Here is a 24,979-nt window from a genome sequence, read left to right as displayed (position 1 = left end):
TGGGACTAACTCATTTAATTCATCTCGAGCACCAGAAAGAGGGCTTTCGAAATGACATCAGCCAAGCAGGCGTTCATTAGCTACTCACGTGCGGACGCTGAATACGTGGCTCGTTTGCGTGTTCATCTGAAGCCGTTGGAGAAAAAGTATAAATTTGTCGTGTGGGACGACGCTCGGCTCCAGCCCGGGGATCGTTGGAAGAACGAAATCAAGGAGAACTTGGCGAAAGCTGACGTCATCATCCTCCTCATCAGCGCTGACTTCTTAGCATCGGATTTCGTTATGGAGTTCGAATACCCGGACGCTTTGCGTATGGCAACCGAACGTGGCGCGAAGGTCGTGGCTGTAATCGCTGGCCCCTGTTTGTTCGACGAGTTTGAAGTAGCAGATTTCCAAGCCGTGAACACACCTCATGAGACGCTTCAGGATTTAGAGGAGAATGGCGCTGCACAAGAACGGGTTTTCATGGAGTGCGCTCGCGTGGTAAGCCGCTACTTACGAGATCCGCTCCCATAACTTCTGGCGAGTTTAATGTTGGAGTTCGATGGCCTCGATCGCGCGAAGCGGTCCACCAGCATCTACAGCAGCCGCGTGAGAAACGGGCAGCCGTTCGCTCGAGTGACTCTTCCCCTGATCAGCAGCCCTGAGGGCTTTCTGGCGCCGCTGCAGGCGTGGCTGTATTCGTGACGTGATTCCGTCTCGTCGTTCACGCCCCGCCAGCAAGGATCCGCGCGGAACGAGGGCTGCATCGCACTGCTTGAGGCGCGATTTCCCCTGATTTCCCATGATCCGGCTGCCGGGTTCGCATGATTCGCAGTTTCCTCTACGACACCCTGATTCTCCGACTCACCTCCCGGTGGTACGCGGAAGTGCTGCGGCGCGTGCCCGAGGGCGCCACGGTGCTGGACGTGGGCATCGGCACGGCGGGCGCGCTGCTGGCGAATGACGATCTGGTGAAGCGGAAGGGCCTGCGCGTCGTCGGCGTCGACATCGATGCCGACTACGTTGCGCGCGCGCAGCAAAGGCTTCAGGGATTCGTCGCTGGCCGGCCTTGCCGAGGTACGTCTTGAATCCGTCTACGATCACCGGAGCGGGCCGTATGACGCGGTGTATTTCTCGGGAAGCTTCATGCTCCTGCCCCAGCCCGAGCAGGCGTTGCGGCATTGTCGCGCGCTGTTGAGCCCGGGCGGACGGATGTTCTTCACACAGACCATTCAGAAACAGCCGGCCCGCTGGATGGAAATCCTCAAGCCCATGCTGAAACGGGTCACGAGCATCGACTTCGGCCGCGTGACCTACGAGGACGATTTCAGGGCGCAGATCCACGCCGCCGGTCTGGAGCTGGAGGAATTCACCGCCCTGGCACACCACGGAAGCCGGGCCTCGTACATCGCCGTGGCGAGGCCGGTGCACGCACGGTAGCAAGGAGAGACAACCCCGGTTCTACGTCGGGCGCCGGGTAAACCGGGCGCGGCGACTCGCTGGCGCCGAGCGCGGGCGTGAAGACGGCTGGAGACGTGTTTCGGTCCATCTGGATCATCGAAGAGAGAGGGTGATGAAGCTTTTGCTCACGTCCGGGGGCGTCACCAACGCCAGCATCCGCGACGCGCTGGTGGACCTGCTGGGCAAGCCGATCGCCGAGTCCGCCGCGCTGTGCATCCCCACGGCGCAATGGGGCCACCCAATGTGCGGTCCCGCCTCGGCACGGGGCTTTGTCGTCGGGGCGCCGCCGTGGCACACCATGGCTGGCCTGGGCTGGAAGTCGCTGGGACTGCTGGAACTCACCGCGCTGCCCACCATCGGCCAGGAGCGCTGGGTGTCGTGGGTGCGCGACGCCGACGTTCTGCTGGTGGACGGCGGCGACGCCACGTACCTGTGTCACTGGATGCGGGAGTCGGGGCTGGCGGAGCTGCTGCCGTCGCTGGCCGAGACCGTGTGGGTGGGCGTGAGCGCCGGCAGCATGGTGATGACCCCGCGGATCGGCAGGTACTTCCAGGAGTGGCGGTCCGCACCGGACGACCGGACCCTGGGCGTGGTCCCCTTTTCCATCTTTCCGCACCTGGACCACGAGATGATGCCGGGGAACACCCTCGCCCACGCGGAACGGTGGGCGTCCGACATTGCGGGTCCGGCGTATGCGATCGACGACGCGACCGCCCTCAAGGTGGTCGACGGCGTTGTCGAAGTGGTTTCTGAAGGGGTCTGGAAGAGGTTCGCACACTGATGCGGCTCCGGCCGTAGCCCCGGCCCTTGCGCCGGCAGGCCCCGCACTCACGTCTCGGGAGGAAGAATGGCGAAGAAGGCGACGGATAAGGCTGCGCAGGAAACGGTGAAGGGACCCGCATCCTACTTTCCGGCGATCGAAGCAAAGTACGGAAAGCCTGTCGAACACTGGCTCACGATCATCGACCAGATGAACGGCGTGAAGCACATGGAACAGGTGGCGCGGCTCAAGGCCGATCACGGCCTTGGACACGGCCACGCCAATGCGCTCGTGGCTTATCGCCGGGCCCAATCCACCTGACGAGAGTCGCCGCAGTCAGAGGCGAGGCAATACCGAACTCGCCGTAGTACCCGGGTTGCTGAGTATCCGTCATGCGTGACGCCGCAACGCCTGCCTCTCCGGCCCCGTTCAGTGCCAGGGCCGAAGAGGCGGTCGCCGTCGTAGTGTTCGATCACTTCTGACCATCGCGGAGGTTTCAATGTTCATCCAGTTGCACCCTGACACGCTCGTACGCGACGGACTGACGATCGCTCCTGTCGGAGAAAACTTCTTTTTCAACATCGACCATATTGGCTTTGCCCGGTTTCGCGTGTCGACCAAACACGACCAGGGCGGGCTTGGCGCTGACGCATCGAAAGTACCCGAAGGCACGTCTTGTCTGGAACTTTCCAGGAGCGCCCTTCCGAATGACACTGCGCAAGTGGCGCTCTACTTTCCGGGAGATCTCGTATCCGAGTATCATCGCCTGCTGCGGATCCTGAAGGATCAGCTCGTCTGATACGGCGTGGGGGACCGATTCGCGGGTGGATGATGTGCGCCGGTGTACTGAACGGCCGGACCCCACCGCCACCGGACCCTTCGTTCACTGTGTGCGCCACGGCGTGGGGTGTGCGTTGGGAGAGCGTGCGAAACGCATCCGGCACCCCAGCCCCCTCGCTTCCGTGCAATCCAGCGTCCAGGCAGATATCGACGTACGCGCGATCCTCGACGGCGGAAGGATCGAGACGCACTTTCAGCCCATCACCTCCATCCGCCGGCAGTCGCTGATCGGGGTGGAGGCGCTCAGCCGGGGCGTGGATGCCGAGGGGCGGATGATCGCGCCCATCCCGCTGTTTGCCGCGGCGGCGGCGCAGGGGCTCACCACCGAGCTGGACCACCTGTGCCGCGCGCGCGCCATCGAAAGCTTTCTCCCGCTGCACGCGGCCGATCCGGACCTGATCCTGTTCCTGAACCTGGCGGTTTCCACCGTGGAGGCCGGCGACACGGAGGTGGAAAGCCTGGGCCAGCTCGTGCGGCGCAGCGGGGTGAGCCCGCCCAACGTGGCCGTGGAGATCCTGGAGTCGGCGTTCGGCGACACGGACCGCCTGCACGCGGCGGTGCGGCGCTACCGCGACGACGGCTTTCTGGTGGTGCTGGACGACGTGGGCGCGGGGCACGCCAACCTGGACCGCATCGCCTTTGTAAAGCCTGACATCATCAAGGCCGACCGCTCGCTGGTGCAGAACGTGGACGCGGACTTCCACAAGCTGGAAGTGCTCAAGTCGCTGGTAAAGCTCTCCGAGCGCATTGGCGGATGGGTGATCTCGGAGGGGGTGGAGACGCTGGAGGAAGCGGTCACGACCCTCCAGGTGGGCGGGGACATGCTGCAGGGGTTCTTCATCTCGCGCCCGCACCGGGTGGGCCCCGGCGAGGCGATCCAGCTGGACCGGGAGCGCATCCAGTCGCTGGCCTACACGTTCAAGCGCCGCACGCTGAACCACATCATCGCCGAGCGGTCGCGCGGCGAGCAGCGGCGGCAGGCCGTCGTGCAGTACGCCGAGCACCTGTCAGGCCAGCCGGCGCGGAGCTTCAAGGCCGCGCTCTCCGCGCTGGTGCACCAGGATCCGCTGGTGGTTTCGGCCTGTGTGCTGGACATGTCGGGGATACAGGTCACGGACACGGTGTGGAACGCCGCCGGGACGATTCCGCCCAAGCGCATCATCTTTCGCCCTCCCTCCAGCGGCGCCGACCACTCCATGAAGGAGTACTACTACCTGCTGCTGGAGGCGGCCACGGAAACGTTCGAAACGCAGCCCTACGTGCCGCTGCCCACCGGCGACCTGTGCATCACCGCCAGCACGCGCTTTGGGGACGTGGACGGCAACCCCTTCATCCTGTGCCTTCACCTGGCCGCGGAACGCTCGTGATCCACGGCCGCAGACTTGCTCGCGAGGCTCGATGAGGCGATGCGTCTGGCGGTGGAGGAGGATGCCTGCACGGACGAGATCAACGGTAAGGTACTGGAGCCATCCGGCAACAGCGCGGCGTTCCTTGCTTGATGGCCCCCACCCCCCTTGCGCGTTGTAGCGCGTTCGCGTGATTCTCCAAGGGGTACGGAGCATTCGTCTTTGGAGGGAGCATGCAGCGAGAGTTCGACGTCGTCATCGAGCGCGACTCGGCCGGCTATTACGTGGCGTCCGTCCCCGCGCTCCGAGGCTGTCATACGCAGGCTCGATCTCTGGACCAGCTTATGGAACGCATGCGTGAGGCAGTCGAACTCTGCCTGGAAGTCGAGGGCGAGGAGATCGAGCCCATGACGTTCGTCGGCGTCCAGCGGATCTCCGTTGCAGCGTGAGCCGGCTGCCGCGTGCAACCGGTGCCGAGGTCGTGCGCGCCTTGGGAAAGGCCGCCTTCGAGGTGATCCGGATCAAAGGCAGTCATCATTTTCTCCAGCACCCAGATGGGCGTGCTACCGTGGTACCCGTGCACGCCGGTGAAACCATCGGTCCCGGGCTCATGAGCAAGATCCTCCGCGATACCGAGATTTCCCGAGACGATTTCATCAAGCTCCTGGACTGATCTCAGGCTGGACGGTGTGAGGTTCGGCTGCGAGGATGAGCTTTCGGGACTTGGCGGGTTGAGGAGATAGCAGCCGCACTGAGCCCTCGCCTGCCGTCGATTCACGCTCTACGCCGCGTCCGGGGAACTTTGGGTGTAGCGCTTCATCAGCGGGGTGACGGAGATGCCGTGCACCACCGCCGATACGGCCACGGCGGCAAGCACCAGGGCCGCGAGCGTGCGGCCCAGCGCCTCAGGCAGGCCGTGCTGCATGGCGTACGTCAGGTAGTACACGGAGCCGATGCCGCGGATGCCGAACCACGCGATCAGCCGGCGCTGCACGGGCGTGGCGCCGGCGCCCACGGTGCCGGCGTACACGGAGATGGGACGGATCACAAGGAAAAGCAGGGGAAGGAACCAGATCGCGTCCCGCGGCAGAAACGCCCACGAGAGCATTCCCCCCAGCAACAGCACCACGGCCGCCTCGCCGATGCGCTCCAACTGCTCGGTGAACCCGAGCGCCGCCTGCGCCATGTAGGCCGGCGCTTTTTCGGGGTCGGTGGCCAGCTTTTCCGCGTCGGGCGACGTGGCGGCGGCCAGCACCTCGTCGGGCGGCTCGTCGCCCGCCGCCGCGGTGCGCTCGATGCGGCGCAGGGCCAGCCCCGCCGCGAACACGGCCAGAAAGCCGTACCCCATCACCAGCAGCGCCGCCCCGTAGGACAGGGCGATCAGGCCCAGCGCCAGAAAGTCGTCCAGCCCCACGGCTTCGCGGTGCGTCTTGCGAAGGTACAGCACCAGCCTGCCCACCAGCGTCCCCAGCACGATCCCCGTCCCCAGCCCCGCGGCGACGGCCCACAGCAGGTCGATGGCGATCCACCGCCATCCGTTCTCACCCAGCTCGTGCAGCCCCAGCAGGCCCAGCCCCAGCATCACGAACGGGAACGCCGTGCCGTCGTTGAGGCTCGCTTCGCCCGTCAGGCCAAAGCGAAGCCGGTCGCTGTCCGCGGCATCCGTCACCTGCACGTCGGACGCGAGCACGGGGTCGGTGGGGGCCAGGATGGCGCCCAGCAGGATGGCGGCGCCGGGCGAAAGCCCCATCAGGTACACGCCCGCCAGCGACACCAGGCCGATGGTCACCAGCATGGACACCGTGGCCAAGCGCACGGGCAGCATCCACCCCCCGTCCGTGAACGGCGTGCGGAGCTTGAGCCCGGCGGCGAACAGGGACACCACGACGGCGATCTCCGTCACCCGCTCCCAGATCTCCGACTGCTCGTACACGTCTACGTGCAGCAGCCCAACGCCCAGCGGCCCCAGCGCCGCGCCGGCCGCCAGGTACAGCATGGACGTGGAGAGCGGCAGCCGCTTGAGCACCGAGCCCGCCAGGGCCATCACCACGAACAGCAGGCCCACGACGACGAACCAGACGGCTCCGTGCATCGCGCTACTCATGTGCCGCGGACGGGTGCCGTGTACGCGCGCCGGCGGGATGGGGGAGGGTGTAAGTCGGAGCCGTGTGGATCACGCAGATGGTTGGTCCGGGAGAGGCCGCGCAATGGGCCGGCAGCTTGTCCGCGCGGCACGCCAGCCCAGTGGCAAGAGGAAGGCCGCATATCCGTGGTGTGCGCCGTGGACGCGGCGGCGCGGTCCGGCAGCATCACCAGCAGCCGTGTGGGCGAGCGCCGCTGATCAAGGGCGCGTCATGCGGCACCCACGCCTTGCGGGCGGCGTGTACTTTGTTCAACTTGATTCCATGTCCCAGGGCCCGCACGGGTCTTCGGGGGTGCTATTTCTTGTGGTGAATGAACTTCCTTCACACACCGAGACATGGGCAACAGCCGACGGTTGAAGCGCGCGATGAAAGGCAGCCGATCCCGCGGACACATGGACGGCAGCGGGTACGGCGGCATCAAGATGTCGGAGGTCCTGCTGGACTTCGCGGAGCCGATGCTGCGCGACTTTTCGCTTCCCGAGGACCGCGAGCTGTTCGTGGCTACGGTCAAGATCGCCGGCCTGCTCTGGAATGAGGCCGTTCGTCCGCGTAAGGGTGGGACCGCGGAACTCTACGCCAAGCTGTACCAGGCGGCGGGCGGTACCCGCGATCCGGATATGGAGAAGCTCTGCGACGCGGTGATCGCGCGGGGAAGGTTGCTGTATCCGCACCTGGACCGCCTCATCACGGGCGTACACGTGACCGTCGAGGGCGACGGCGAATGTACCGTCCGGGTAATAAGCTCCGTGGAAGCGGGCACCGTGTCATGAAGTGTCTGAAGACCGGTACGATCGCGCGGGCGTCGTGGGGCAGCGGCGCTCACCGCACGCGATGCCTGCTGGCCATGCACTGTCATCTGCTTTGGAGGTCCCGTGAGCGTACACCGGATCGAACTGCCGCGGCATGAGCACCCCTTCATCGGCACCTGGCACATCTACGCCATGGAACTCTGGGACGCGAGCTACTTCAACATGGAGGTGCAGGCATTCATCGAAATCCGGCCGGAGAACCTCGGCTCGTTTCAGTTCGGCCTCGTCAGCGGCGAGCTTGATGGACACCTCGAGCGCACCGGACCCAAGCAGCGGTTCGTTTTTACCTGGGAGGGCAATGACGAGATGGACCCGGCAAGCGGCAGTGGCTGGATCCAGCTTAAAGGCGAGAACGAACTGCTCGGCTCCATCAAGCTCCACCATGGCGACCGCTCGAAGTTCAGGGCGCGCAGGACCGGGCTCGTTTTCGCGGCGGAGGAGAGACAATGAACGCGTTGACGCGAGCGGGATGAGGTGCTGACGGTGCACGGGCAGGCAGAGCTCGTCGCGCAGCACGCCGACGCCTGCCAGACGCTGCTGGATCCGGCGGCGCACGCATCCGCGATCGCTGGGATTCAGCGGGGCCTCCAGGGGATGTACCAGGGCACCGGCGAAGATGCCGAAGATGCATTCGCCTCGCTGGAGCGTGAACTCGGGATTGCGGAGCAGACATAAGTGCTCCGGGGGCAGATCGAGGTCGAGGCTACCGCGGCGGGAGGATGAGGCCCGGGATTTCGGTGATCGCGCTTGCGTCCAGCGCGCGAACGGACGGTCGGCCCAGGAGGGCGAGGGTGCGGCGCAGCTCGCCGCCCAGCATGTCCAGCACCCGCTCGACGCCGGCCTGCCCGTCGACCGCGAGGCCCCAGAGCACGGGCCGGCCCACCAGCACGGCGCGGGCGCCCAGCGCGAGCGCCTTTGCCACGTCGGTGCCGCGCCGGATGCCGCCGTCCATCAGCACGGGGATGCGCCCCGCGACGGCCTGGGCCACGCGCGGAAGGGCCAGGAGCGTGGGCTCGGCACAGTCCAGCTGGCGCCCGCCGTGGTTGGAGACGATCACCGCGTCGGCGCCATGCTCCACGGCCAGCGCCGCGTCTTCCGGCGTCACGATCCCCTTGAGCACGATGGGGAGCCGGGTGATGGACCGGAGCCATTCTACCGCGCCCCAGGTGAGCGTGGGGTCAAACTCGCGGCCGATGAACGCCGCCAGCCCCGATCCCGCCGCGTCGTCGGGAAAGGCGGCCTGCCGCAGCCCGGCGAAGTTCGCCATCTCCAGCTCCGGCGGCAGGCGAAAGCCGGTGCGCGTGTCGCGCTCGCGGTTCCCCTGCACGGGCACGGTGACGGTCAGGCAGATGGCCGTGCATCCGGCGGCCTCGGCACGCTCGACCAGCGCGCGCGTGATGTCGCGCTGCCGAAAGACGTAGAGCTGAAACCAGAGGGGCCCCGGCGCCGCCGCGGCCACCTCCTCGATGGGCGTGGTGGACAGCGTGCTGGCCACCATCAGCGTGCCGGCCGCGCGGGCGGCGCGGGCACTGGCCTTTTCGCCCTCGGCGTGGGCGAGGCGCTGAAAGGCCGTAGGGGCGAGCAGGATCGGCATCGACAGCCGCTCACCCAGCAGCTCGACGGAGGTGTCGACCTCGCTCACGTCCCGCAGCACGCGCGGGCGCAGGTAAAAGCGTTCGAACGCGGCGCGGTTGGCGCGCAGCGTCGTCTCGTCGTCGGCGCCACCCGCGTAGTAGTGGTACGCTGCTTCGCTGAGCACGGCGCGCGCGGCCGGCTCCAGCGCCTCGCAGCTGGCGGGCCTCGGATCTTCCGGTGTCATGTGAGGGATTATCTCATCCCTGTACCCCGGACCGAAAGAGCCTCACGCAGAATCGGGCGCGTAGCCGCGAAGGCAACAAGGTCGAGCTCCGGCAACCGCCTGCAGGCCACTGACCACGGGAAACCGGCCCGCAAATCGCCGCGGGCGACGCCCGCCAGCGAGCATCCGCTCCTAATGAGAAAATACTTGCGGAAGTAGTCGGATTTCTTTATCTGTACAGCAGTCAGGCTCTCATGGAAACCCATACAACGATCGAAACAATGGCGCTGATCACATGCCCGGACTGCGGTACATCAACGTCGGATGCAAATCCGGCATGCATCCTTTGTGGAAGACCGCGATCCGCACCGCAAGGTCAAGCGACGGATCCTCCAGTACAGCAGGACAACGGGCAGACCGCTTCGTTCGTGCGAAGCGGACCGGCTTCTGGCGCTGATGTGCCGGCATCCGGCTCCGCCGTCGAGCCAGTGCCATTTCACGCGCTCGACCTGACGAAACTGGTGATTCTTTCGATTTGTACCCTGGGGTTGTATGACGTGTACTGGTTCTATCGCAACTGGAAGCTCGTAAAGAACCAGTTGCGGCGGGATCTCAGTCCTTTCTGGCGGGCGTTCTTTGCTCCACTCTGGGGATTCTCGCTCTTTGGCGAGATCGACGACTATGCGTTACGCCACCGCCGGCCCGTGAACTGGAGTGCGGGGCTTCTCGGGACTCTCTTCCTGATCTGGACGGCCCTGTGGAGATTGCCCGATCCGTGGTGGCTCATCAGCCTGTTCAGCTTCATCCCCTTGATCCCGGTGCAACACACCATCAACGGCCTTGCCGGACAGCGGGGAGTGGCCCCCGACCGTACGTATTCAGGCAAGCACATCGCCACGATCGTATGCGGCGCGATCTTCGTTCTGCTTGCGGTGCTCGGCACGTTCATGCCGGCCGAGTAATCCCCCATCCTGCCCTGTGCCCCCTCGTCCCGGAACTGCACCAGGCGCAGCCCGTCGCCTGTGGCTCCCTACGTTCGTCGATGGTCCCCCCGACGTGTCGAGCAACCTGAGATTGGCCGTGCATCCGGGCGTCGTGATTCCGCACGCGTGATACCGAACGCGCACATCCCGGGTGCGCGGACCACCGGGCCCGTGGCCTTTCGCGAGGGCGCCGTACTCCTTGCCGCTCGGGGGAGGGGCCGACTATCGTTGCCGGGCACGTGCTGCGTCCCGTTCTTCCTTTCTCGATAACCATTCCCGGAACGTTGGCGAGGATGCGGATCTCCTTTGTCCGCGTCCTTGCCGCGCCGGCGGTCTGCGGCGTTGCCCCGGCCGCGGCGCAGGACGAGGCGCTGGCCATCGTGGGCGCGACGGTGATCACGGAGGCCGGGGCGCCTCCCCTGGCGCGGACATCCGCGCCACGCGCGACATCCAGCTGGTGATCGCGCGCGGACGGGTCTACCCTCCCGCGGAGCTGCTTGCGGCGGTGCGCGAATCACGCGTCCCCGCGTCTTGAGCCCTGTACCTGCCGGGAGATCCTGTGCGAAACCTGATTGTTTGCCTGCTGCTGGTGATGCGGCCCGCCACCCTCTCGGCGCAGTACGAGGACGGGCCGATCCGGCTGGCCGTTCCCGCGGGATTCCAAGGGCCGCAGGTCCAGAGCAACGCACCGGGGTGGAAGATCGCCGGGTTCGTGCGGGACATCCCCGGCACGCAGCGGGGCACGGTGCTGCAGGTCACGACCATCGACCTGGACGTGGCCGGTGAGAGCCTGCCGGAGCCGGGAGACGCCCATCCGACGGAGTCGCTGGTGGCTGAGTTCCTCACGAGCATGGAGGGGCGCCGCGACAACTTTCAGGTGGTCAGCCGCGGCCGCATAGAGCTTTCCGGGCTGCCCGCGGCGCGCGCCGAATGGCGGGGGATCGGCGGCGGGCGCGGGATGCGCGGCGTGATCTACGGCGTGATCGCCGGCTCACGCGTGGTGATGCTGCACGCGCAGAGCTTCAGCGACGCGCCGGAGGAGGACCTGGCGGCGGCGGTGCGGGCGATCGAATCCGTGGTCCTTCAGCCCTGAGCCCATCCCCATGCACGAGGCAAAGCACACCAATCCACTGCACGGAATCACCCTCAAGGCGATGGTGGAGCACCTGGCGGAGCGGTACGGCTGGGACGGGCTGGGCGCGCGGATCAGCATCCGCTGCTTTACGCACGATCCCAGCGTCAGCTCGTCGCTCAAGTTTCTGCGCAAAACGCCGTGGGCGCGCGCCAAGGTGGAGTCGCTGTACCTTCACTCGGCGGCACATCCGCGAAAGACCGACACCGCACCGCCGGACGATGCGCCGGGGCCGGGCTGAGGGTGGCGCCGATGTACGAGGGTGTGATGGCCCAGCGCCGCGGCGGCGTGCGGTGCACGGCTGTCGCGCTGCTCTGGGCGTGGGTCGCCATGGTGTTCGGCAGCAGCGCGCTGCTGGTTTTGGCCGGGGTGGCGGGCGGCGGCCCCGGCGAAGCGCGCGGGCTTCAGGGCGTTCTCGCCGCCACCTGGCGGGTGGCCGATGAGGTGGGGCCGGCAGCCAAGATCCTGCTGATCGCGGCCTTCGCCGCGCTGGTGCTGGCGGCGGAGGGCCCCATGGAGCGGCGTGCGGCGGGGTGGCGGTATGCCGTGAACATCGGCCTGGGCGCCGCCGCAATGCTCCTTGCGCTGGCGCTCATCCCGGCGGGGCTGTCACGCGGGTTCGGGATCGGGCTGACGGGTGCGCGGCTCGATCTGTCCACGCTTCCGTTCTACCTTGCCGGCGGCGTGCTGGGCGCCGTCGTGTTCACGGCTTCGGCGGCACGATGCCGCGGCCGGGTGCTCCGCGCGTCCGGAGTGTAAAGGATTGGGCGGGATCCACACCGCCGCGGCTCCGCGAGAGCACGCCGTCGCCGAACCGTTCCACCCTCATCCAACCGATGCCGAGCAAACCGACCGAAGCCACGCACCCCAACCGCGCCGCGTTCCCGGCTGGCATGGGCGGCCCGTCGCTGCGGGCGCTGCACGGGGCCGGCGTGCGGTCCATGGCCGGCCTGGAGGATCGCACGGAAGCGGAACTCCTGGCGCTGCACGGGATGGGGCCCAAGGCGCTGGGGATACTGCGCGATGCGCTCGCCGCGTCGGGGCGCCAGTTCCGCAGTCCGTGATGATGAAGAAATCCACCCCCGCGGCCAATCCCGACGCCTGCGTCGCGGCGCTGGACGGCTGGCGGCGGGCGTGCGTCGAAGCGCTGCGCGCGGCGGTGCGGGAGGCGGCGCCGCTGGACGAGGCCATCAAGTGGGGGCACCTGGTCTACCTTGCCAACGGGCCCGTCCTGCTCATCCGCGCGAAAGCGGAGCGGGTGCTGTTCGGGTTCTGGCGGGGGCAGCGGCTGCGGGAGATCGAACCCCGCCTGAAGCCCGGCGGAAAATACGAGATGGCCACGCTGGAACTGCGCGAAGGAGCGACGGTCGATCCCCGGACGGTGCGCCGCCTGACGCGGGAGGCCGTCGCGCTGAACGGAACCCACGGCAATCCCACGGATGATGCCCGGCGGAGCTGACATGGAACCGGGTGGCTCGCCAGCGCACGGCGACGTAACGGGCGAACCCATGCACCTGGCCTATTTTCGCGCCCCCTGGTGCGGCGTCTGCCACGAGAAGGCGCCCGTCGTGGAGCAGATCGCGGCGCGGGCAGGGATGGAGCTGGCGCGCTGGGACATCGACGAGGACGATGGACGCGCGGAGGCCGATCGCCGGCGCATCAAAACGGTGCCTACCCTTGCGCTCATCCGCGGGGAGCGCGTTCCCTTTCGGCTGGTGGGACGGATGATCACCCCGGAGAACGTGCGGCACCTGCTGGCGCAGTGCGCCCCTGACCGGGACGTTGCGCCGTAGCGGCGACCGCAGGGCGGGGGAGAAGGCCGTGGCGAAAAGTATTGCTTCGCCGTGCGGATGTTCTTACTTCATCAGAAGTCCCGGCCCTGGATGGGCCGGGACGTGGTTCATCCCAGGCGGTTTTTCTTTCAATTTTCCGCGGAGGAAGTAATGGGTGCCGTAACCATCCTCAACTCGGCGCAAAACCAGCAAGAGGTGTCCGCGTCCGGCGTGAACTCGGCCCAGGCCCGGCTGCAGATCGGGCCGTACGCGGGAAGGGCTATGGTGCTCATCACCGCGTCCGGGTGGGCGCACTACAAGGGAACGCCCGCGGGTGCCGGGATCCTGCTGACGCTCAAGGTAGGTGGAAACGTGGTCGCCCAGGACGACTCGTTCGAAGGCGAGTCGTCGAACATCGGCTTCATGGCGTCGGCGGCGCACAACTTTTTCCTGCGGAAGGGGCAAACCTTTACCATCGAAGCGACGGTTGAGCCCCGGGGATCCGGCGGGGCAAGGAACACGAACGCGAAGGTAAATCTCTCCTGCTTTGCGCTGCAGGCTGAGCTCGCCGCCCCCTGAGCTGCCCCGGCCCGGGACGTACGCCATCAGCTTTCTTTCCCTTTGGGCTGTGTGCACCCGTCCCAAACGCGAATGCCGGAGCGGCTCCGGGCGCTCCGGCATTTCGTAATCAGAAAGAACACGGTCCGCCCGCGCGTTGCCGCGGGCTCACACCAGATAGTGAAATGGGTATCGTAGCACACTGCCTTGCGGGCTCGTGGCTTCGCGCCGCGGCTGCCGCGCTGGTCATCCTTTTCGTCCCGCTGTCCACCCCGGCGGCCGCGCAGATCGTCCGGGGGCGCGTCGTGGACGCGGAGTCCGGCGCGGCGGTGGCGCTGGCGCGCGTGGCGGTGATCGGCAGCGGCCAGCGCGCGCTGCGGACGACCACGGCGGCGGACGGGCGCTTTTCGGTTCGGCTCAGCCGCGGCGGGCCGTTCCGGGTGCAGGTCGTACGCGCGGGCTACGCCGAGGCCGGCCGCTCGAGCACGGTGGGACCCAACGACACGGTAGACGTGGACGTGCGCGTTGCCGCGGTCGCGCACCGGCTGGAGCCCGTCACGGTTACCGCGCGTCCGCGCCGTCTGCGGGTGGTGGGGGTCTTCGACCAGATTTCCGAGTTCCCGTACGCACGCGTGAACGCGGTCGCGCAGCGGCGGGGCGTGGGGGTACGCGGCTGGTTCCCCACGCCCAGCTTCTGCTATCACCTGTCCGGGAACGCCGAGCGCACGGGCTCCGTCATCACCCTGACCGTCCAGGCGCGCGCGACGGGCGAAGCCTGCGACGCGGGGAGCGGGTCGCTGTTCTACAACGTGGTGGTGCGCAGCCTGCCGCCCGGCGACTACATTTTCCGCGTCCTCCACACCTTTCAGGACGACGCCGCGCAGCCGGCGCTGGTGCTGGATACGACCCTGGCCGTCCGGTAATCGCGGACGCCGCGTTCATCCCCCGCCTGCTCAACCGGAGATGCGATCATGGTGAATGCGGCGCGTGTCTTTCTGCTCTCCACGGCGCTGATTGGATGCACGTCTCGTGCGGCTCCAGTGCTGAACGTTGCTCCCGACTCGCCGGGTGATTCCTTCGTGCCGCGGGCGAGCGCGCAAAGCTTCTGTCCGGGTGAGCGCTTCTCGATCAAGACACCGCCGCTCTCGAGTGAGCCGTACGTCGAGCTGACGGTGGGCGGCAGAAGGGGGCCTTTTCTGATCGACTACGGAGCCACGGCGTCGTCGGTGGAGAAGGGGTTGCTGGCCAACGGTGATGGTCCGGTGACGCTGGCGGGACCTGAACTCCCCGGGCTCCCCGAACGAAACCGGTTTGAAGTCTATGACCGAAACGTCGTTCAGCAGGGAGTTGGCGACCAGCTGGGTGTGATCGGCACCGATCTGCTGTCGAAGATGGTTGTGGAGATGCGGTTCGAGAACGCCAACGACGAGCACCTGGTGGTATCGGAACGTTGCGATACGGATGGGCTTGGCGCGCGAGGTTTCTGGCGGTTCGATCAGAAGGGATTCTTCAGCGCGAACCCCGTGGGGCAGAGCCGTGCGAACGTGCCGGTGCTCTACATCGACTTTCAGAACGGCTGGAGTGGCAACGCGATCGGAACCAGGACATGGGCACAGATAGACCCGGGTTATGGAGATGCCGTCTGGCCGTATTCGGTCGACATCAACGATGCGTACTACGCAATGCTGATCGCGGCCAACCTGCCGCTTGTCGAGGTGGCCAGTACCACGGTGGAGGACTGCGAAAAGGTTGCACGGACCGATCTGGTCTACGTACTACCCGGCCATCTTCTCCGCATCGAGGCTCCCGATGGAGCCGCCATGTATCGCCACTCTAGCGTTTACCTGGTGCGAAAAGGCAAAGGCTCGGGGGAGTGCGGCGGGATCGCGACGATCGGTGAGCCGGCGGCGCAACTCGGGTCTTCGTTTCTCAGGGTTTTGGGACGCATGATCTTTGACCCCGCGCGCGAAGCCGTGTGGATTCTGCCGACGATCTTCCGTGAGCAGGTGCCCGGGACCGACTGACGTTGCTCCTTTTGCGGTGCCTGGCAGCATCACGATGCGCGGACTTCTGACATTTACGGAAACGTGCTGGCGGGCGCAGCCACATGCAGTTCCGTGCAGGCCGGGATCAAGCCGATCCCCCGGCTGGCTACTGTAGAGCGATTGCACCGCGACGAACTGGTTCCGGGAGAACGTGAGCTTCATAGGCAGGCCGTACGGCTTTACCGTGAAAGGCTGATCGCGAGCCTTTTCCAGGCGAGCCGGTCCGGTCCGTCCGCGGTGCTTACGAAACCGATCGTACGCGCCCGCGCGCTGGTACCGGCTGGAGATCGCGTCCAGAAGATCACTCATTCTGAGGAAGGCGCGCGCCACGAGCGTGCGGAAACGCGCGGCGGTCCCGTGCGCCGACGGAAGAATCTCTTTTCGGAAACGGGCGGGTTCTCGCGCGGAACCCCACGCAGCCGACAGGACCGTGCGCCCATCCGGCAGATTCTTCGGTCGGCGCACGGGCGTCGGTGTGTCTGGAGAGGACCGAGTGCGCGCCTCTCTCAGAATGACACCTTCCGCCGGGTTTACCCGTGTTCTTTTCCGGATCCGGGTGAGTCCGTCCGGTTCCGGGGCTGCCAGATGTTCACGGCGCGTGGTATCTTTGTCCTCGTTCCCATCCACCCGCTTCGCTGTATCTCCATGCACCGCCGTCATTCCATCCTGGGGCTTGCCCTGGCACTCGTGCTGTCCGGCTGCGACGGGCTTACGGGTCCCGGCAAGGAGTCGGGCTCGCCCGGGCTGCACGTCATCGGCACGCTTCCCAGCGACACCGTGCTGAGCACACTGGAGAATCCGCTCGTCGTGGAGGTAAGGGATTCGCTGGGCAGGGTGGTGCCGGGGGTGGAAGTCCTGTTCCAGCCGGTCGGGCGTCCCCTGGAGCCCCCGCACTGGTCCGGGACCCAGCCGGTGCCGCGGGTGCTTGTCGGTGAGTCCGCCACGGGCGACTTCTTCGGCGGCTATCTGCCGCGCACCACGGACCGCAGCGGCCGCGCCGCCGTGCGCGTGCGCTTTGGGCAGTACGCCGACAGCGGCCAGGTGGTCGTTTCCGTCCCCAGCCTGGGGTACCAGGACACGGCCCGGTTCACCATCCTCCCCGGCCGCGCCGTGCGCGTGGTGGCCGAGCCGCGCGACAGCGCGCTGTACGTGAACGCCACGTACGCCCTTCGCGGCCACACGCGCGACATCTGGGGCAATCCGCGGCCCGATCCCGTGACGTTCGTACAGGAAAGCGGGCCGGTCGTGGTGAGCGGCGCCACGGTGCGCGGCACGGCGATTGGCCGGGCGCGCCTGATCGCCCGCTCGGGCACGTTCGCCGACACCGCGTGGGTGAGCGTGGTGCCCACCGGCACCCTGGCCGCCCGCACGCTCAAGCTCACGGAGCCGGACCTCTCCGGCCGGTACTCGGTGGTGCGGTTCGGGCTGGACGGCTCGGGGTACCAGCCGGTGCTGCGGCGCGAGGCGGTGGAGCTGGACCGGCATCCCGCCATCCGCTGGTCTCCCCAGGGCGACCACCTGCTCCTGACCGGGACCGCCCCCGACGGCGTCCTGAAGATCTTTCGTGCGGACATGGATGGCACCGCGCGGCCGCTGTTCCATCCGCCGGCCCGCACCTTTGACCTGGGCGGCGCGTATTCGCACGACATGGCCTGGATCTACTTCTCCCGCTCTCCGCGCGGCGAGCGGCAGGAGATCGACCTGTACCGGGCACGCCCGGACGGCACCGGCGTCGAGCGCATCTCGCCGGATCCCACCCAGTGGTTCTACGAGGATCACAACCCCGATCCGTCGCCGGACGGGCGGTACGTGGCCTACTCCACCAACCGCGACCGCGACTATAACGCGGGGCGGCTGGGCGACGGGTACCTGCGCATTCTGGACATGCAGACGGGCGGCGTGGTGGCGCTGGGGCTGGAGGCGTACCGGCCCGTATGGTCTCCGGACGGGCAGTGGATCGCGTTCGATGACGGCAGCTCGATCAAGGTCGTCCGGCCGAACGGTTCGGATCTCAAGGTCCTGTCGCAGCCCGGCTACTGGCACGGCGTCACGTGGTCGCCGGACGGGCAGTGGGTGGTGGCCGTCACAATCAGCGGCACCTTCATGCTGATGAGCGTGGACGGGCAGCACGCGCTGCCGCTGGCGTACACGGACGGGCTGCTGGATCCCGCCTGGCGGCCGCGGTAGGCAGCGCCCGCACGGGATCGCCGCAATGAACCACGGGGTGGAGTTCGCGTCGACGCTCTTCAGGACGGACGGCAAGGGCGGCTGGACCTTCGCCCCCGTGCCCGAGCACCTGGCGCCGCCGGTGACGGAGGGGTGGGGGCGCACGCCCGTCGTGGCGACGGTGGATGGGCGGGAGTGGAAGACGAGCGTCTGGCGCGAACGCTCCGGCCGCACCCTGCTGCCCGTCCCGAAGAACATCCGCGCGGGCAAGGAGCACGGTGACGTGGTCCAGGTCACCCTGCGGTTTGGCCTGGTGTGAAGGCGTGGATCGGGACCGTGCAGGATGCCGAGGCCAGCAGTGCAGAAAGGGATTGCCCGAGGCTGAGCGGGTGTTGCTGACCCCCCGCGCGAAACCCGTCATCCTGAGGCTGAGCGGGTGTTGCCAAACCTCCTCTGCTCCCCACGGAAGCACACTGTCATCCTGAGGGAGCGCACGCCCGCAACTTTCATTGCCGCAGAAGCTTGCGCGCGACCGAAGGATCTTTGTCGGGTCGCGCGAGGCCCAGCCACCGGGAGCCGTTCAAGGGCTCCTGGTTCTGCGGGCAAGGTCCTTCGGCTGGCGCCAAAGTGTTGCATGTCAGCAGGTTGCGGAGCGGCGCCTCCCTCAGGATGACTGGCTTTTGCGGTCGGATCACGAATCTCCCGAATGAGTCGCCTGTCTACCGCGCGAAGGATCATCAAGCGGATGCTGGTGGGTGTGGTGTGCGCGGTCGTGCTGTGGACGCTGTGCCTGGCGTGGCTGATTACCCGCTACGGCCGGCGGCACGATCCCGCGGCCGCGGACGTGGCGATCGTGCTGGGGGCCGCCGTGTGGGGCGCGGAGCCTTCGCCGGTGTTTGCCGCGCGGATTGACCACGCCATCGCGCTGTACCGCGGCGGCCGGGTGCGACGCATGGTATTCACGGGCGGCGTGGGCGCCGGCGAGCGCCACGCCGAGGCGGAGGTCGCCCGCCGCTACGCCGTCGCGGCGGGGATTCCCGAGAACCGGATCGCGGTGGAGACGCGCTCCCGTATCACGTACGGCAACCTGGTCGAAGCGCGGGCGCTCCTGGCGCCAGATGCCAGGCCCCGCGTGCTCATCGTCAGCGATCCCCTGCACATGCGCCGCTCCGTCACCATGGCGCGCGACCTGGGCATCGACGCGCATCCCGCGCCCACCCCCACCAGCCGGTATCGCACCTGACGCAGCAAGGCGCGGTTCCTGGGGCGGGAGATCTTCTTCTACTCGCTCTACCTCGTCCAGCGCCCGTTCGCGTGAACGCCCGATCGTGAGATGTTGATTCTGAGAGGTTGCTGAACCTCAAAGCACGAAGTGAAGCGGTGTCATCCTGAGGCTGAGAGGGTGTTGAGAAACCTCGAATCGTGCCAGTCATCCTGAGGGAGGCGCCGCTCCCTAACCTGCTCATACACAATCCTCTGGCGCCGACCGAAGGACCTTCTTTCCGCTCGCGAGCGGCCCGATCCACGCCGAAAATCCAGCCCCTCGACACTGCCGGCAAGGTCCTTCGGTCGGCGCCAAAGCCCTTCGTGCAAGCAGGATGCATCGCGGCGCCTCCCTCAGGACGACTGTCCATGGGGACCTCACCACCACCCGCACATTCCCGTGGATCCCACGATCGCCGCGTTCTACGCACGGTCTCCCGAGGAGGATCGCCATACGCGCGGGCTCGCGCAGCTGGAGGCGTACCGCACCCGGCAGCTGATCGAGCGGCACGCACCGCCGGCGCCGGCCACCGTGCTGGACGTGGGCGGCGCGGCGGGGGCGTACGCGGTGTGGCTGGCGGAGCGCGGCTACACCGTGCATCTGCTGGATCCCGTCCCGCGCCTGATCGACGAGGCGCGCATCCGCTCCGGCGGGCTCGCGCGGCCGCCCGCGTCGTGCGTGGTGGGCGACGCGCGGGCGCTGCCGTACGCGGACGGGTCCGCGCAGGTGGTGCTGCTGCTGGGCCCGCTGTACCACTTGACCGATTCGCTGGACCGGGCGCGGGCGCTGGCGGAGGCGGCGCGGGTGCTGGCGCCCGGCGGGGTGCTCTTTGCCGCCGCCATCACGCGCTGGGCGTACGCGCTGTACGGCCTGATGCGCGACCTGCTCGCCGACCCCGCGTTTGCGCGGATCGTCGACGCGTCCGTGCGCGACGGCGTGCACCGTCCCGGGCGGGACGGATTCTTCACCAACGCCTACTTCCATCGACCCGACGAGCTGGGTGACGAGTTGCGGAACGCGGGGTTCCGGGTGGATGGATGCTACGGCCTGGAGGGTCCCTGCGGCATGCTTCCGGACTTCGACGAGCGGTGGAGCGATCCCCAGCGCCGGGACGGGATGATCCGCATCGCGGAGATGGTGGAGGCCGAGCCATCGCTGCTCGGCATGAGCCCCCACATCCTCGCCGTCGCCCGGCGGAGCTGACGCCGAAACCGTCGTGGTGACAACGCCGCGGCGGGCGGCCATATTCGTCGCGTGAAAAAGATCATCCTGCTTTACGGCCTGCTGGGCGGCGTGCTGATCGCCGGCCTCAAGCTCATCGAATACCGATTTCTCGTCATCGAGCACTCGATCGAGATCTACGGCGGCCTTGTCGCGCTGCTCTTTTCCGTCCTGGGCATCTGGCTGGGCCTCAAGCTTACAAAGACGAAGGAACGCGTCATCGTCCGCGAGGTGCCGGTCGAGGTGCCCGTCGAAATCCACGTCCCCGTCGAAGTCCACGTGCCGGTGGAGGTGCCCGTGCGCGTGACCGAGCCGTTTGTCGCGGACCCGGAGCGGGTGCGGCAGCTGGGCATTACCCCGCGCGAGATGGAGATACTGGAGGCCATCGCCCAGGGGCTCAGCACGCGCGAGATCGCGGCCCGGCTGTTCGTCAGCGAGAACACGGTAAAGACGCACTCCAGCCGCCTGTTCGACAAGCTGAACGCCCGGCGCCGCACGCAGGCGGTGCAGATTGCCAAGAAGGCGGGGCTCATCGCCTGAACGGGTGATTTTGGGCCATCCGCGCCCGAATCACCCGTTCGGGTGACGCGCGCTTCTCCCCGCCGGGGCTACCGTTGCGGCACACGGAACGCCTCACCCATCTGCGCTTGCGGAGAACCGATCGATGAAGAAAACCGTCTGGACCTTTGGGCTGATCTCGGGCGCCATCCTGTCGGCGATGATGCTGCTGACGATGCCGTTCATGCACGAGATCGGCTACGACCGCGGGATGATCGTCGGCTATACGACGATGGTGCTCGCCTTTCTGCTCGTCTTCTTTGGCGTGCGCTCGTACCGCGACAACGTGGCCGGCGGCCGGGTGGGGTTCGGGCGGGCGTTCGTGGTGGGGGCGCTGATCGCGCTGGTGGCGTCGGCCTGCTACGTCGCCACCTGGGAGGTCATCTACTTCAAGCTCAACCCCGAGTACGCGGCCAGCATCCAGGAAGCGATGATCGAGCGGGCGCGGACCAGCGGCGAGAGCCCGGCGGTGATCGAGCAGAAGGTTGCCGAAGCGGAGCGCTTCATGGAGATGTACCGCAATCCCGCCGTCAACATCGCCTTTACTTTCCTGGAGCCGCTTCCCGTGGGACTGGTGTTCGCCCTGGTTTCCGCGGGCATCCTGAGCCGCGCCCGGCGCAGCGAAGAGCCCGAGCTGGAGACGGCCCTGGCGTAAGCCGGCGGGAGCGCGGCCTCCGCATCTCCCGATCCCCCAATTCTTTCATCCAACGGAGAAAACCCATGCAGCTCGGCGCGTTTTCCATCAGCCTGGCCGTGCAGGACCTCGCGGCGTCGCGGGCGTTCTACGAAAAGTTCGGATTTACCGCGTTTGGCGGCGACGCCTCGCAGAACTGGCTGATCCTGAAGAACGGTGACCACGTGATCGGCCTGTTCCAGGGGATGTTCGACCGCAACATGCTCACCTTCAACCCCGGCTGGGACAGCAACGCGCGCCCCGTCGACGGCTTTACCGACGTCCGCGAGCTGCAGCGCCGGCTCAAGGAGCAGGGCGTGGAGCTGATGGCCGAGGCGGACGAGACGACGACGGGTCCCGCGTACCTGATGGCCATCGACCCCGACGGAAACCCCGTCCTGATCGACCAGCACGTGTAGCCGGCGGGTCATTCTACCCATCTCCAGCGCCCGGCCGCACGCTACTTTCGCTCCAACCCGCACGACGCGGGATCCCCACCGGAGCCTGGAGAGAGCCACGATGGACGTTCGTGTGAAGCAGCTGGTGCAGGAAAGCTGGATGCAGGTGGAGCCGATCGCCGACACGGCCGCCACGCTGTTCTACGATCGGTTGTTCGAGCTGGACCCGGCGCTGCGTCCGCTGTTTCCCGCGACGGACCTGCGCGATCAGAAAAAGAAGCTGATGCAGACGCTCACGGTGGCCGTGCGCGGGCTGTACCGGCTGGAGGAGCTTGCCCCCGCGCTGGAGGCGCTGGGCCGCAGGCACGTGGGGTACGGCGTGCAGGACGCGCACTACGAGACGGTGGGCCAGGCGCTGCTCTGGACGCTGGAGCAGGGGCTGGGCGCGGCGTTCACCCCCGAGGTGCGCGACGCCTGGGCCGAGACGTACGCGCTGGTGACGTCGGTGATGCAGCGCGCCGCCCGCGAATCCGCCGAGGAAACCACGCTCCTCCGCGCGGCGGCCTGAGGTACGGGGCGTCGCCGGCCCCGTTCACGCCACAGCCAGTCATCCTGAGGGAGGCTCCGCGCTGCATCCTGTTTGTACGACGCGGCTTGGCGCCGACCGAAGACCTTGCCGGCAGAGCCGGAGGGCTGGATCTCTGCCCAGGAGCAGGCCTCACGGTGGCGGAGAGAAGGTCCTTCGGTCGCGCGCAGACGGCGGTGCGGGTGTCAGGGCTTTGCGCGGCGCTCCCTCAGGATGACTGATCTCGGAAAGTACGGGCGAGAACAGCTTTCGCCGGCCGTGTTGCGGCTGCGGCGCAAGGACGGGCAACGTGGGAGCGCTACTCGCTCACGGCCGAACCCCGCTCGGCGTACCTGATGCGCGGCCCTTCGCACACGGAGTGGGAGCACAGCATTCCCGGCGTGGATTCGCTCCGCTACTCGCTCACCTTCCGCACCCTGCGCGCGGGCCGCTGACGCCGGACATGGTCCGCTGTCCGACCCAATGCCCAAAGCCAGTCATCCTGAGGGAGCCGCCGCGCAGATCCTTGCCTTTGCACGATCTGTGGCGGCGACCGAAGGACCTTGCCGACAGAACCGCGGGGCTGGATTGCTGCCCAGGAGCAGGCCTCACGGTGGCGGAGAGAAGGTCCTTCGGTCGCGCAATCGATTGCGCGGGTCAGGGTTGGGCGTGGTGCGCTCCCTCAGGATGACTGTCTTGGTGACGTGATGCCCGACCCCTCCCACACCCCCGCAGCGGAGGACGGATGGCGTACGAGCAAGCGATGGCCAGCGCGTTCGGGATGGACGAGCGCACCTGGGCGCGCCACGCGAACCCGTGGAGCGTGTGGACGCGCAACACCGGGCTTCCGCTGCTGATCCTCGCCATCTGGAGCCGTACGTGGCTGGGCGGGTGGGCGGCGCCGGCCGTGGTCCTGGCGATGCTGTGGATCTGGATCAACCCGCGGCTTTTCCCGGTGCCGGCCTCCACGGACAACTGGGCTTCCCGCGCCGTGCTGGGCGAGCGCGTGTGGCTGGCGCGCGGCCAGGTGCCCGTCCCGCCGCACCACCGCCGCATGCCGCACCTGCTGAGCGCCGTGGCGGCGCTGGGCCTGCCCTTTCTGGCGTGGGGCCTGTATCATCTCCAGATCTGGCCCACGCTGTTCGGCACGCTGCTGGTGTTTTGCGGCAAGCTGTGGTTCCTGGACCGCATGGTCTGGCTGTACGGGGAGATGAAGGACGCACACCCCGACTACCGCCGCTGGCTGTACTGACGCCCTCGCGCGGCTCCACCCCCACCGGACGCTCCTCCATGCGCCGAGCCTTCCGCCCTCCGCTCCTCGTGTCGCTTGCCCTGGCCGCGGCCGCGTGCATGCCGGCGCAGGTGGAAAGCGACGATGATGCCGACCCCACACCGGCGGCGATGATCGAGAACATCGCGGAGGCGGTGGAGGGCCTGTACGTCTATCCGGATGCGGGCGCCCAGATGGGCCGGACCCTGCGCGCACGGCTCGCCCGCGGCGAATACGACGGGCTTCCGGTGGGCGAGGCGCTGGCCGATTCGCTCACCGCGCATCTGCGCGCCGTCCGCCACGACAAGCACCTGGAAGTCACCTTCATCCCCGATGCGCCCCAACCGCCGGCCGATGCCGAGTTCCCGGACGCGGCTCTCCGGGCGGCGGCGGACGAGATGCTGCGGGAGCAGATCGGCCTGGAGAAGGTGGAGATCCTGGAGGGAAACGTGGGCCTGCTGGACCTGCGCGTGTTCGGGTCCGCGGAGCTGCGGCCGGCGAGGGACGCAATCGCGGCGGCCATGGACTCGCTGGCCGGCACCGGCGCGCTGATCATCGACCTGCGGCGGAACCTGGGTGGTGACCCGGGGATGGTCCAGCTGCTGGCCAGCTACCTGTTCAGCCCGGAGCCGGTGCAGCTGAGCTCCATCTACTGGCGGCCGCGGGACCGCACGGTGGAGTTCTGGACCCGGCGCGAGCTGCCGGGCACGCGCTACGGCCCGGAGCGGCCCGTCTACCTGCTGACGAGCAGCCGCACCTTCTCCGCCGCGGAAGCGTTCGCGTACGACCTTAAGCACCTGCGGCGCGCCACCATCGTAGGCGAAACCACCGCGGGGGGCGCGCACCCGGCGGAGTTCAGCCCCGCGGGGCCCAACCTGGCGCTGCGGCTTCCCACGGGCCGGGCCATCAACCCGGTCACCGGCACCAACTGGGAAGGCACGGGCGTGCGGCCGGACGTGGAGACGGATGCCGGCGCCGCGCTCGATACCGCCCACGCGGCGGCGCTGCGCGCGATCCTGGCCACCACGCGCGACCCCGCCCGCCGCGCCACGCTGGAGCGTCTCATCCAGCAAATCGGCGAGGAACGATAGACACGGTTACGCGAGGAGAAGGAGCTTCACACATCACTGGATCTCACGCGAAGACGCGGAGGGCGCGGCGGATGTTTGCGCCGTTCCTCCGCGCCTCCGCGTGAGATTTTTGATTTCTGTGGATGATCCGTTTCCGGATCCGG

Annotated in this window: 33 protein-coding genes and 1 pseudogene; 32 read left to right on the top strand and 2 right to left on the bottom strand. The window is 67.6% G+C overall.

Annotated elements, in window-relative coordinates; genetic code table 11:
- Nucleotides 1–51: 51 nt before the first annotated feature.
- From ACOJUJ_RS06135 to ACOJUJ_RS06100, 8 genes and pseudogenes are all read left to right on the top strand, one after another.
- Nucleotides 52–516, top strand: a complete 465-nt coding sequence (locus ACOJUJ_RS06135; RefSeq protein WP_420125971.1) for a toll/interleukin-1 receptor domain-containing protein — start codon at nt 52–54, stop codon at nt 514–516.
- A gap of 293 nt (nt 517–809) precedes the next feature.
- Nucleotides 810–1,422 (top strand): annotated as a pseudogene (locus ACOJUJ_RS06130) (class I SAM-dependent methyltransferase).
- 133 nt (nt 1,423–1,555) lie between these two features.
- Complete coding sequence (locus ACOJUJ_RS06125) at nt 1,556–2,224, top strand: Type 1 glutamine amidotransferase-like domain-containing protein (RefSeq protein ID WP_420125970.1); 669 nt, start codon at nt 1,556–1,558, stop codon at nt 2,222–2,224.
- A 66-nt stretch (nt 2,225–2,290) separates the two neighbouring features.
- Nucleotides 2,291–2,524, top strand: a complete 234-nt coding sequence (locus ACOJUJ_RS06120; protein ID WP_420125969.1) for a DUF4287 domain-containing protein — start codon at nt 2,291–2,293, stop codon at nt 2,522–2,524.
- 178 nt (nt 2,525–2,702) lie between these two features.
- Nucleotides 2,703–3,002, top strand: coding sequence for a hypothetical protein (locus ACOJUJ_RS06115; RefSeq protein ID WP_420125968.1), 300 nt, complete (start codon nt 2,703–2,705; stop codon nt 3,000–3,002).
- Between the two features lie 163 nt (nt 3,003–3,165).
- Complete coding sequence (locus ACOJUJ_RS06110) at nt 3,166–4,410, top strand: EAL domain-containing protein (protein ID WP_420125967.1); 1,245 nt, start codon at nt 3,166–3,168, stop codon at nt 4,408–4,410.
- 212 nt (nt 4,411–4,622) lie between these two features.
- Nucleotides 4,623–4,838: a type II toxin-antitoxin system HicB family antitoxin gene (locus tag ACOJUJ_RS06105; RefSeq protein WP_420125966.1), complete on the top strand. Its 216-nt coding sequence runs from the start codon at nt 4,623–4,625 to the stop codon at nt 4,836–4,838.
- A complete protein-coding gene (locus tag ACOJUJ_RS06100; protein WP_420125965.1) occupies nt 4,835–5,062 on the top strand; it encodes a type II toxin-antitoxin system HicA family toxin in 228 nt (75 codons plus the stop codon). The genes ACOJUJ_RS06105 and ACOJUJ_RS06100 overlap by 4 nt, the downstream gene beginning before the upstream one ends.
- 108 nt (nt 5,063–5,170) lie before the next feature.
- On the opposite strand, the gene ACOJUJ_RS06095 is transcribed toward ACOJUJ_RS06100, so the two are convergent.
- Nucleotides 5,171–6,481, bottom strand: coding sequence for a cation:proton antiporter (locus ACOJUJ_RS06095; protein WP_420125964.1), 1,311 nt, complete (start codon nt 6,479–6,481; stop codon nt 5,171–5,173).
- Nucleotides 6,482–6,868: 387 nt separating this feature from the next.
- Between ACOJUJ_RS06095 and ACOJUJ_RS06090 the strand changes: the two genes are divergently transcribed.
- The 3 genes from ACOJUJ_RS06090 (at nt 6,869) to ACOJUJ_RS06080 (ending at nt 8,017) form a co-directional block, all read left to right on the top strand.
- On the top strand, nt 6,869–7,303 hold the full coding sequence (locus tag ACOJUJ_RS06090; protein WP_420125963.1) for a hypothetical protein: 435 nt from the start codon (nt 6,869–6,871) through the stop codon (nt 7,301–7,303).
- A gap of 102 nt (nt 7,304–7,405) precedes the next feature.
- A complete protein-coding gene (locus tag ACOJUJ_RS06085) occupies nt 7,406–7,792 on the top strand; it encodes a hypothetical protein (protein WP_420125962.1) in 387 nt (128 codons plus the stop codon).
- Nucleotides 7,793–7,816: 24 nt separating this feature from the next.
- The gene (locus tag ACOJUJ_RS06080) at nt 7,817–8,017 is read left to right on the top strand and encodes a hypothetical protein (protein ID WP_420125961.1); all 201 of its coding nucleotides are present in this window, start codon (nt 7,817–7,819) and stop codon (nt 8,015–8,017) included.
- 28 nt (nt 8,018–8,045) lie between these two features.
- On the opposite strand, the gene ACOJUJ_RS06075 is transcribed toward ACOJUJ_RS06080, so the two are convergent.
- The gene (locus tag ACOJUJ_RS06075) at nt 8,046–9,161 is read right to left on the bottom strand and encodes an alpha-hydroxy acid oxidase (protein WP_420125960.1); all 1,116 of its coding nucleotides are present in this window, start codon (nt 9,159–9,161) and stop codon (nt 8,046–8,048) included.
- A 260-nt stretch (nt 9,162–9,421) separates the two neighbouring features.
- Between ACOJUJ_RS06075 and ACOJUJ_RS06070 the strand changes: the two genes are divergently transcribed.
- The 21 genes from ACOJUJ_RS06070 to ACOJUJ_RS05970 all read left to right on the top strand — a co-directional run bounded on the left by ACOJUJ_RS06070 (nt 9,422) and on the right by ACOJUJ_RS05970 (nt 24,836).
- The gene (locus ACOJUJ_RS06070; RefSeq protein ID WP_420125959.1) at nt 9,422–10,102 is read left to right on the top strand and encodes a hypothetical protein; all 681 of its coding nucleotides are present in this window, start codon (nt 9,422–9,424) and stop codon (nt 10,100–10,102) included.
- A 314-nt stretch (nt 10,103–10,416) separates the two neighbouring features.
- Nucleotides 10,417–10,584, top strand: coding sequence for a hypothetical protein (locus ACOJUJ_RS06065; RefSeq protein WP_420125958.1), 168 nt, complete (start codon nt 10,417–10,419; stop codon nt 10,582–10,584).
- 98 nt (nt 10,585–10,682) lie between these two features.
- Nucleotides 10,683–11,216: a hypothetical protein gene (locus tag ACOJUJ_RS06060; RefSeq protein ID WP_420125957.1), complete on the top strand. Its 534-nt coding sequence runs from the start codon at nt 10,683–10,685 to the stop codon at nt 11,214–11,216.
- 10 nt (nt 11,217–11,226) lie between these two features.
- The gene (locus ACOJUJ_RS06055) at nt 11,227–11,496 is read left to right on the top strand and encodes a VF530 family DNA-binding protein (RefSeq protein ID WP_420125956.1); all 270 of its coding nucleotides are present in this window, start codon (nt 11,227–11,229) and stop codon (nt 11,494–11,496) included.
- Between the two features lie 26 nt (nt 11,497–11,522).
- Nucleotides 11,523–12,014, top strand: a complete 492-nt coding sequence (locus ACOJUJ_RS06050) for a hypothetical protein (RefSeq protein WP_420125955.1) — start codon at nt 11,523–11,525, stop codon at nt 12,012–12,014.
- 77 nt (nt 12,015–12,091) lie between these two features.
- Nucleotides 12,092–12,319: a DNA-binding protein gene (locus tag ACOJUJ_RS06045; RefSeq protein WP_420125954.1), complete on the top strand. Its 228-nt coding sequence runs from the start codon at nt 12,092–12,094 to the stop codon at nt 12,317–12,319.
- A complete protein-coding gene (locus ACOJUJ_RS06040) occupies nt 12,319–12,714 on the top strand; it encodes a DUF1801 domain-containing protein (RefSeq protein ID WP_420125953.1) in 396 nt (131 codons plus the stop codon). The genes ACOJUJ_RS06045 and ACOJUJ_RS06040 overlap by 1 nt, the downstream gene beginning before the upstream one ends.
- Before the next feature lie 49 nt (nt 12,715–12,763).
- On the top strand, nt 12,764–13,048 hold the full coding sequence (locus tag ACOJUJ_RS06035; protein WP_420125952.1) for a thioredoxin family protein: 285 nt from the start codon (nt 12,764–12,766) through the stop codon (nt 13,046–13,048).
- 150 nt (nt 13,049–13,198) lie between these two features.
- On the top strand, nt 13,199–13,606 hold the full coding sequence (locus ACOJUJ_RS06030) for a hypothetical protein (RefSeq protein ID WP_420125951.1): 408 nt from the start codon (nt 13,199–13,201) through the stop codon (nt 13,604–13,606).
- Nucleotides 13,607–13,770: 164 nt separating this feature from the next.
- Nucleotides 13,771–14,508, top strand: a complete 738-nt coding sequence (locus ACOJUJ_RS06025) for a carboxypeptidase-like regulatory domain-containing protein (protein ID WP_420125950.1) — start codon at nt 13,771–13,773, stop codon at nt 14,506–14,508.
- 48 nt (nt 14,509–14,556) lie between these two features.
- Nucleotides 14,557–15,609 carry a hypothetical protein gene (locus ACOJUJ_RS06020; protein WP_420125949.1) on the top strand — a complete coding sequence of 351 codons (1,053 nt, stop codon included), beginning with the start codon at nt 14,557–14,559 and terminating at the stop codon, nt 15,607–15,609.
- A gap of 666 nt (nt 15,610–16,275) precedes the next feature.
- Nucleotides 16,276–17,817: a TolB family protein gene (locus tag ACOJUJ_RS06015; protein WP_420125948.1), complete on the top strand. Its 1,542-nt coding sequence runs from the start codon at nt 16,276–16,278 to the stop codon at nt 17,815–17,817.
- A gap of 25 nt (nt 17,818–17,842) precedes the next feature.
- Nucleotides 17,843–18,115: a DUF1905 domain-containing protein gene (locus ACOJUJ_RS06010; RefSeq protein WP_420125947.1), complete on the top strand. Its 273-nt coding sequence runs from the start codon at nt 17,843–17,845 to the stop codon at nt 18,113–18,115.
- 387 nt (nt 18,116–18,502) lie between these two features.
- Entirely contained in the window at nt 18,503–19,039 is a 537-nt protein-coding gene (locus ACOJUJ_RS06005) for a YdcF family protein (protein WP_420125946.1), read from the top strand.
- A 420-nt stretch (nt 19,040–19,459) separates the two neighbouring features.
- The gene (locus tag ACOJUJ_RS06000) at nt 19,460–20,263 is read left to right on the top strand and encodes a class I SAM-dependent methyltransferase (protein ID WP_420125945.1); all 804 of its coding nucleotides are present in this window, start codon (nt 19,460–19,462) and stop codon (nt 20,261–20,263) included.
- A 51-nt stretch (nt 20,264–20,314) separates the two neighbouring features.
- Nucleotides 20,315–20,821 carry a response regulator transcription factor gene (locus tag ACOJUJ_RS05995; protein WP_420125944.1) on the top strand — a complete coding sequence of 169 codons (507 nt, stop codon included), beginning with the start codon at nt 20,315–20,317 and terminating at the stop codon, nt 20,819–20,821.
- A gap of 124 nt (nt 20,822–20,945) precedes the next feature.
- Nucleotides 20,946–21,494: a DUF4199 domain-containing protein gene (locus ACOJUJ_RS05990; protein ID WP_420125943.1), complete on the top strand. Its 549-nt coding sequence runs from the start codon at nt 20,946–20,948 to the stop codon at nt 21,492–21,494.
- A 65-nt stretch (nt 21,495–21,559) separates the two neighbouring features.
- Entirely contained in the window at nt 21,560–21,931 is a 372-nt protein-coding gene (locus ACOJUJ_RS05985; protein ID WP_420125942.1) for a VOC family protein, read from the top strand.
- 100 nt (nt 21,932–22,031) lie between these two features.
- Nucleotides 22,032–22,478, top strand: a complete 447-nt coding sequence (locus ACOJUJ_RS05980; RefSeq protein WP_420125941.1) for a globin family protein — start codon at nt 22,032–22,034, stop codon at nt 22,476–22,478.
- A gap of 742 nt (nt 22,479–23,220) precedes the next feature.
- On the top strand, nt 23,221–23,727 hold the full coding sequence (locus tag ACOJUJ_RS05975; RefSeq protein WP_420125940.1) for a DUF6653 family protein: 507 nt from the start codon (nt 23,221–23,223) through the stop codon (nt 23,725–23,727).
- A gap of 38 nt (nt 23,728–23,765) precedes the next feature.
- Nucleotides 23,766–24,836 (top strand): S41 family peptidase, encoded by a 1,071-nt coding sequence (locus ACOJUJ_RS05970; RefSeq protein ID WP_420125939.1) that lies wholly within the window; start codon nt 23,766–23,768, stop codon nt 24,834–24,836.
- Nucleotides 24,837–24,979: the final 143 nt, after the last annotated feature.

It is taken from the genome of Longimicrobium sp. (assembly GCF_048594345.1).
GTDB lineage: Bacteria > Gemmatimonadota > Gemmatimonadetes > Longimicrobiales > Longimicrobiaceae > Longimicrobium.
This window is presented reverse-complemented; position numbering and strand designations above follow the sequence as displayed.

What these genes read in the sequence shown, in the direction of transcription:
- ACOJUJ_RS06120 (WP_420125969.1), top strand. Translation starts at nt 2,291, where the DNA reads ATGGCGAAGAAGGCGACGGATAAGGCTGCGCAGGAAACGGTGAAGGGA.
- ACOJUJ_RS06075 (WP_420125960.1), bottom strand. Translation starts at nt 9,161, where the DNA reads ATGACACCGGAAGATCCGAGGCCCGCCAGCTGCGAGGCGCTGGAGCCG.
- ACOJUJ_RS06035 (WP_420125952.1), top strand. Translation starts at nt 12,764, where the DNA reads ATGCACCTGGCCTATTTTCGCGCCCCCTGGTGCGGCGTCTGCCACGAG.
- ACOJUJ_RS06135 (WP_420125971.1), top strand. Translation starts at nt 52, where the DNA reads ATGACATCAGCCAAGCAGGCGTTCATTAGCTACTCACGTGCGGACGCT.
- ACOJUJ_RS06030 (WP_420125951.1), top strand. Translation starts at nt 13,199, where the DNA reads ATGGGTGCCGTAACCATCCTCAACTCGGCGCAAAACCAGCAAGAGGTG.
- ACOJUJ_RS06015 (WP_420125948.1), top strand. Translation starts at nt 16,276, where the DNA reads ATGCACCGCCGTCATTCCATCCTGGGGCTTGCCCTGGCACTCGTGCTG.
- ACOJUJ_RS06050 (WP_420125955.1), top strand. Translation starts at nt 11,523, where the DNA reads ATGGCCCAGCGCCGCGGCGGCGTGCGGTGCACGGCTGTCGCGCTGCTC.
- ACOJUJ_RS06115 (WP_420125968.1), top strand. Translation starts at nt 2,703, where the DNA reads ATGTTCATCCAGTTGCACCCTGACACGCTCGTACGCGACGGACTGACG.
- ACOJUJ_RS06065 (WP_420125958.1), top strand. Translation starts at nt 10,417, where the DNA reads ATGCGGATCTCCTTTGTCCGCGTCCTTGCCGCGCCGGCGGTCTGCGGC.
- ACOJUJ_RS06105 (WP_420125966.1), top strand. Translation starts at nt 4,623, where the DNA reads ATGCAGCGAGAGTTCGACGTCGTCATCGAGCGCGACTCGGCCGGCTAT.
- ACOJUJ_RS05975 (WP_420125940.1), top strand. Translation starts at nt 23,221, where the DNA reads ATGGCGTACGAGCAAGCGATGGCCAGCGCGTTCGGGATGGACGAGCGC.
- ACOJUJ_RS06045 (WP_420125954.1), top strand. Translation starts at nt 12,092, where the DNA reads ATGCCGAGCAAACCGACCGAAGCCACGCACCCCAACCGCGCCGCGTTC.
- ACOJUJ_RS05985 (WP_420125942.1), top strand. Translation starts at nt 21,560, where the DNA reads ATGCAGCTCGGCGCGTTTTCCATCAGCCTGGCCGTGCAGGACCTCGCG.
- ACOJUJ_RS06095 (WP_420125964.1), bottom strand. Translation starts at nt 6,481, where the DNA reads ATGCACGGAGCCGTCTGGTTCGTCGTCGTGGGCCTGCTGTTCGTGGTG.
- ACOJUJ_RS06040 (WP_420125953.1), top strand. Translation starts at nt 12,319, where the DNA reads ATGATGAAGAAATCCACCCCCGCGGCCAATCCCGACGCCTGCGTCGCG.
- ACOJUJ_RS06010 (WP_420125947.1), top strand. Translation starts at nt 17,843, where the DNA reads ATGAACCACGGGGTGGAGTTCGCGTCGACGCTCTTCAGGACGGACGGC.
- ACOJUJ_RS06055 (WP_420125956.1), top strand. Translation starts at nt 11,227, where the DNA reads ATGCACGAGGCAAAGCACACCAATCCACTGCACGGAATCACCCTCAAG.
- ACOJUJ_RS05990 (WP_420125943.1), top strand. Translation starts at nt 20,946, where the DNA reads ATGAAGAAAACCGTCTGGACCTTTGGGCTGATCTCGGGCGCCATCCTG.
- ACOJUJ_RS05980 (WP_420125941.1), top strand. Translation starts at nt 22,032, where the DNA reads ATGGACGTTCGTGTGAAGCAGCTGGTGCAGGAAAGCTGGATGCAGGTG.
- ACOJUJ_RS06070 (WP_420125959.1), top strand. Translation starts at nt 9,422, where the DNA reads ATGGCGCTGATCACATGCCCGGACTGCGGTACATCAACGTCGGATGCA.
- ACOJUJ_RS06005 (WP_420125946.1), top strand. Translation starts at nt 18,503, where the DNA reads ATGAGTCGCCTGTCTACCGCGCGAAGGATCATCAAGCGGATGCTGGTG.
- ACOJUJ_RS06020 (WP_420125949.1), top strand. Translation starts at nt 14,557, where the DNA reads ATGGTGAATGCGGCGCGTGTCTTTCTGCTCTCCACGGCGCTGATTGGA.
- ACOJUJ_RS06125 (WP_420125970.1), top strand. Translation starts at nt 1,556, where the DNA reads ATGAAGCTTTTGCTCACGTCCGGGGGCGTCACCAACGCCAGCATCCGC.
- ACOJUJ_RS05970 (WP_420125939.1), top strand. Translation starts at nt 23,766, where the DNA reads ATGCGCCGAGCCTTCCGCCCTCCGCTCCTCGTGTCGCTTGCCCTGGCC.
- ACOJUJ_RS06025 (WP_420125950.1), top strand. Translation starts at nt 13,771, where the DNA reads ATGGGTATCGTAGCACACTGCCTTGCGGGCTCGTGGCTTCGCGCCGCG.
- ACOJUJ_RS06090 (WP_420125963.1), top strand. Translation starts at nt 6,869, where the DNA reads ATGGGCAACAGCCGACGGTTGAAGCGCGCGATGAAAGGCAGCCGATCC.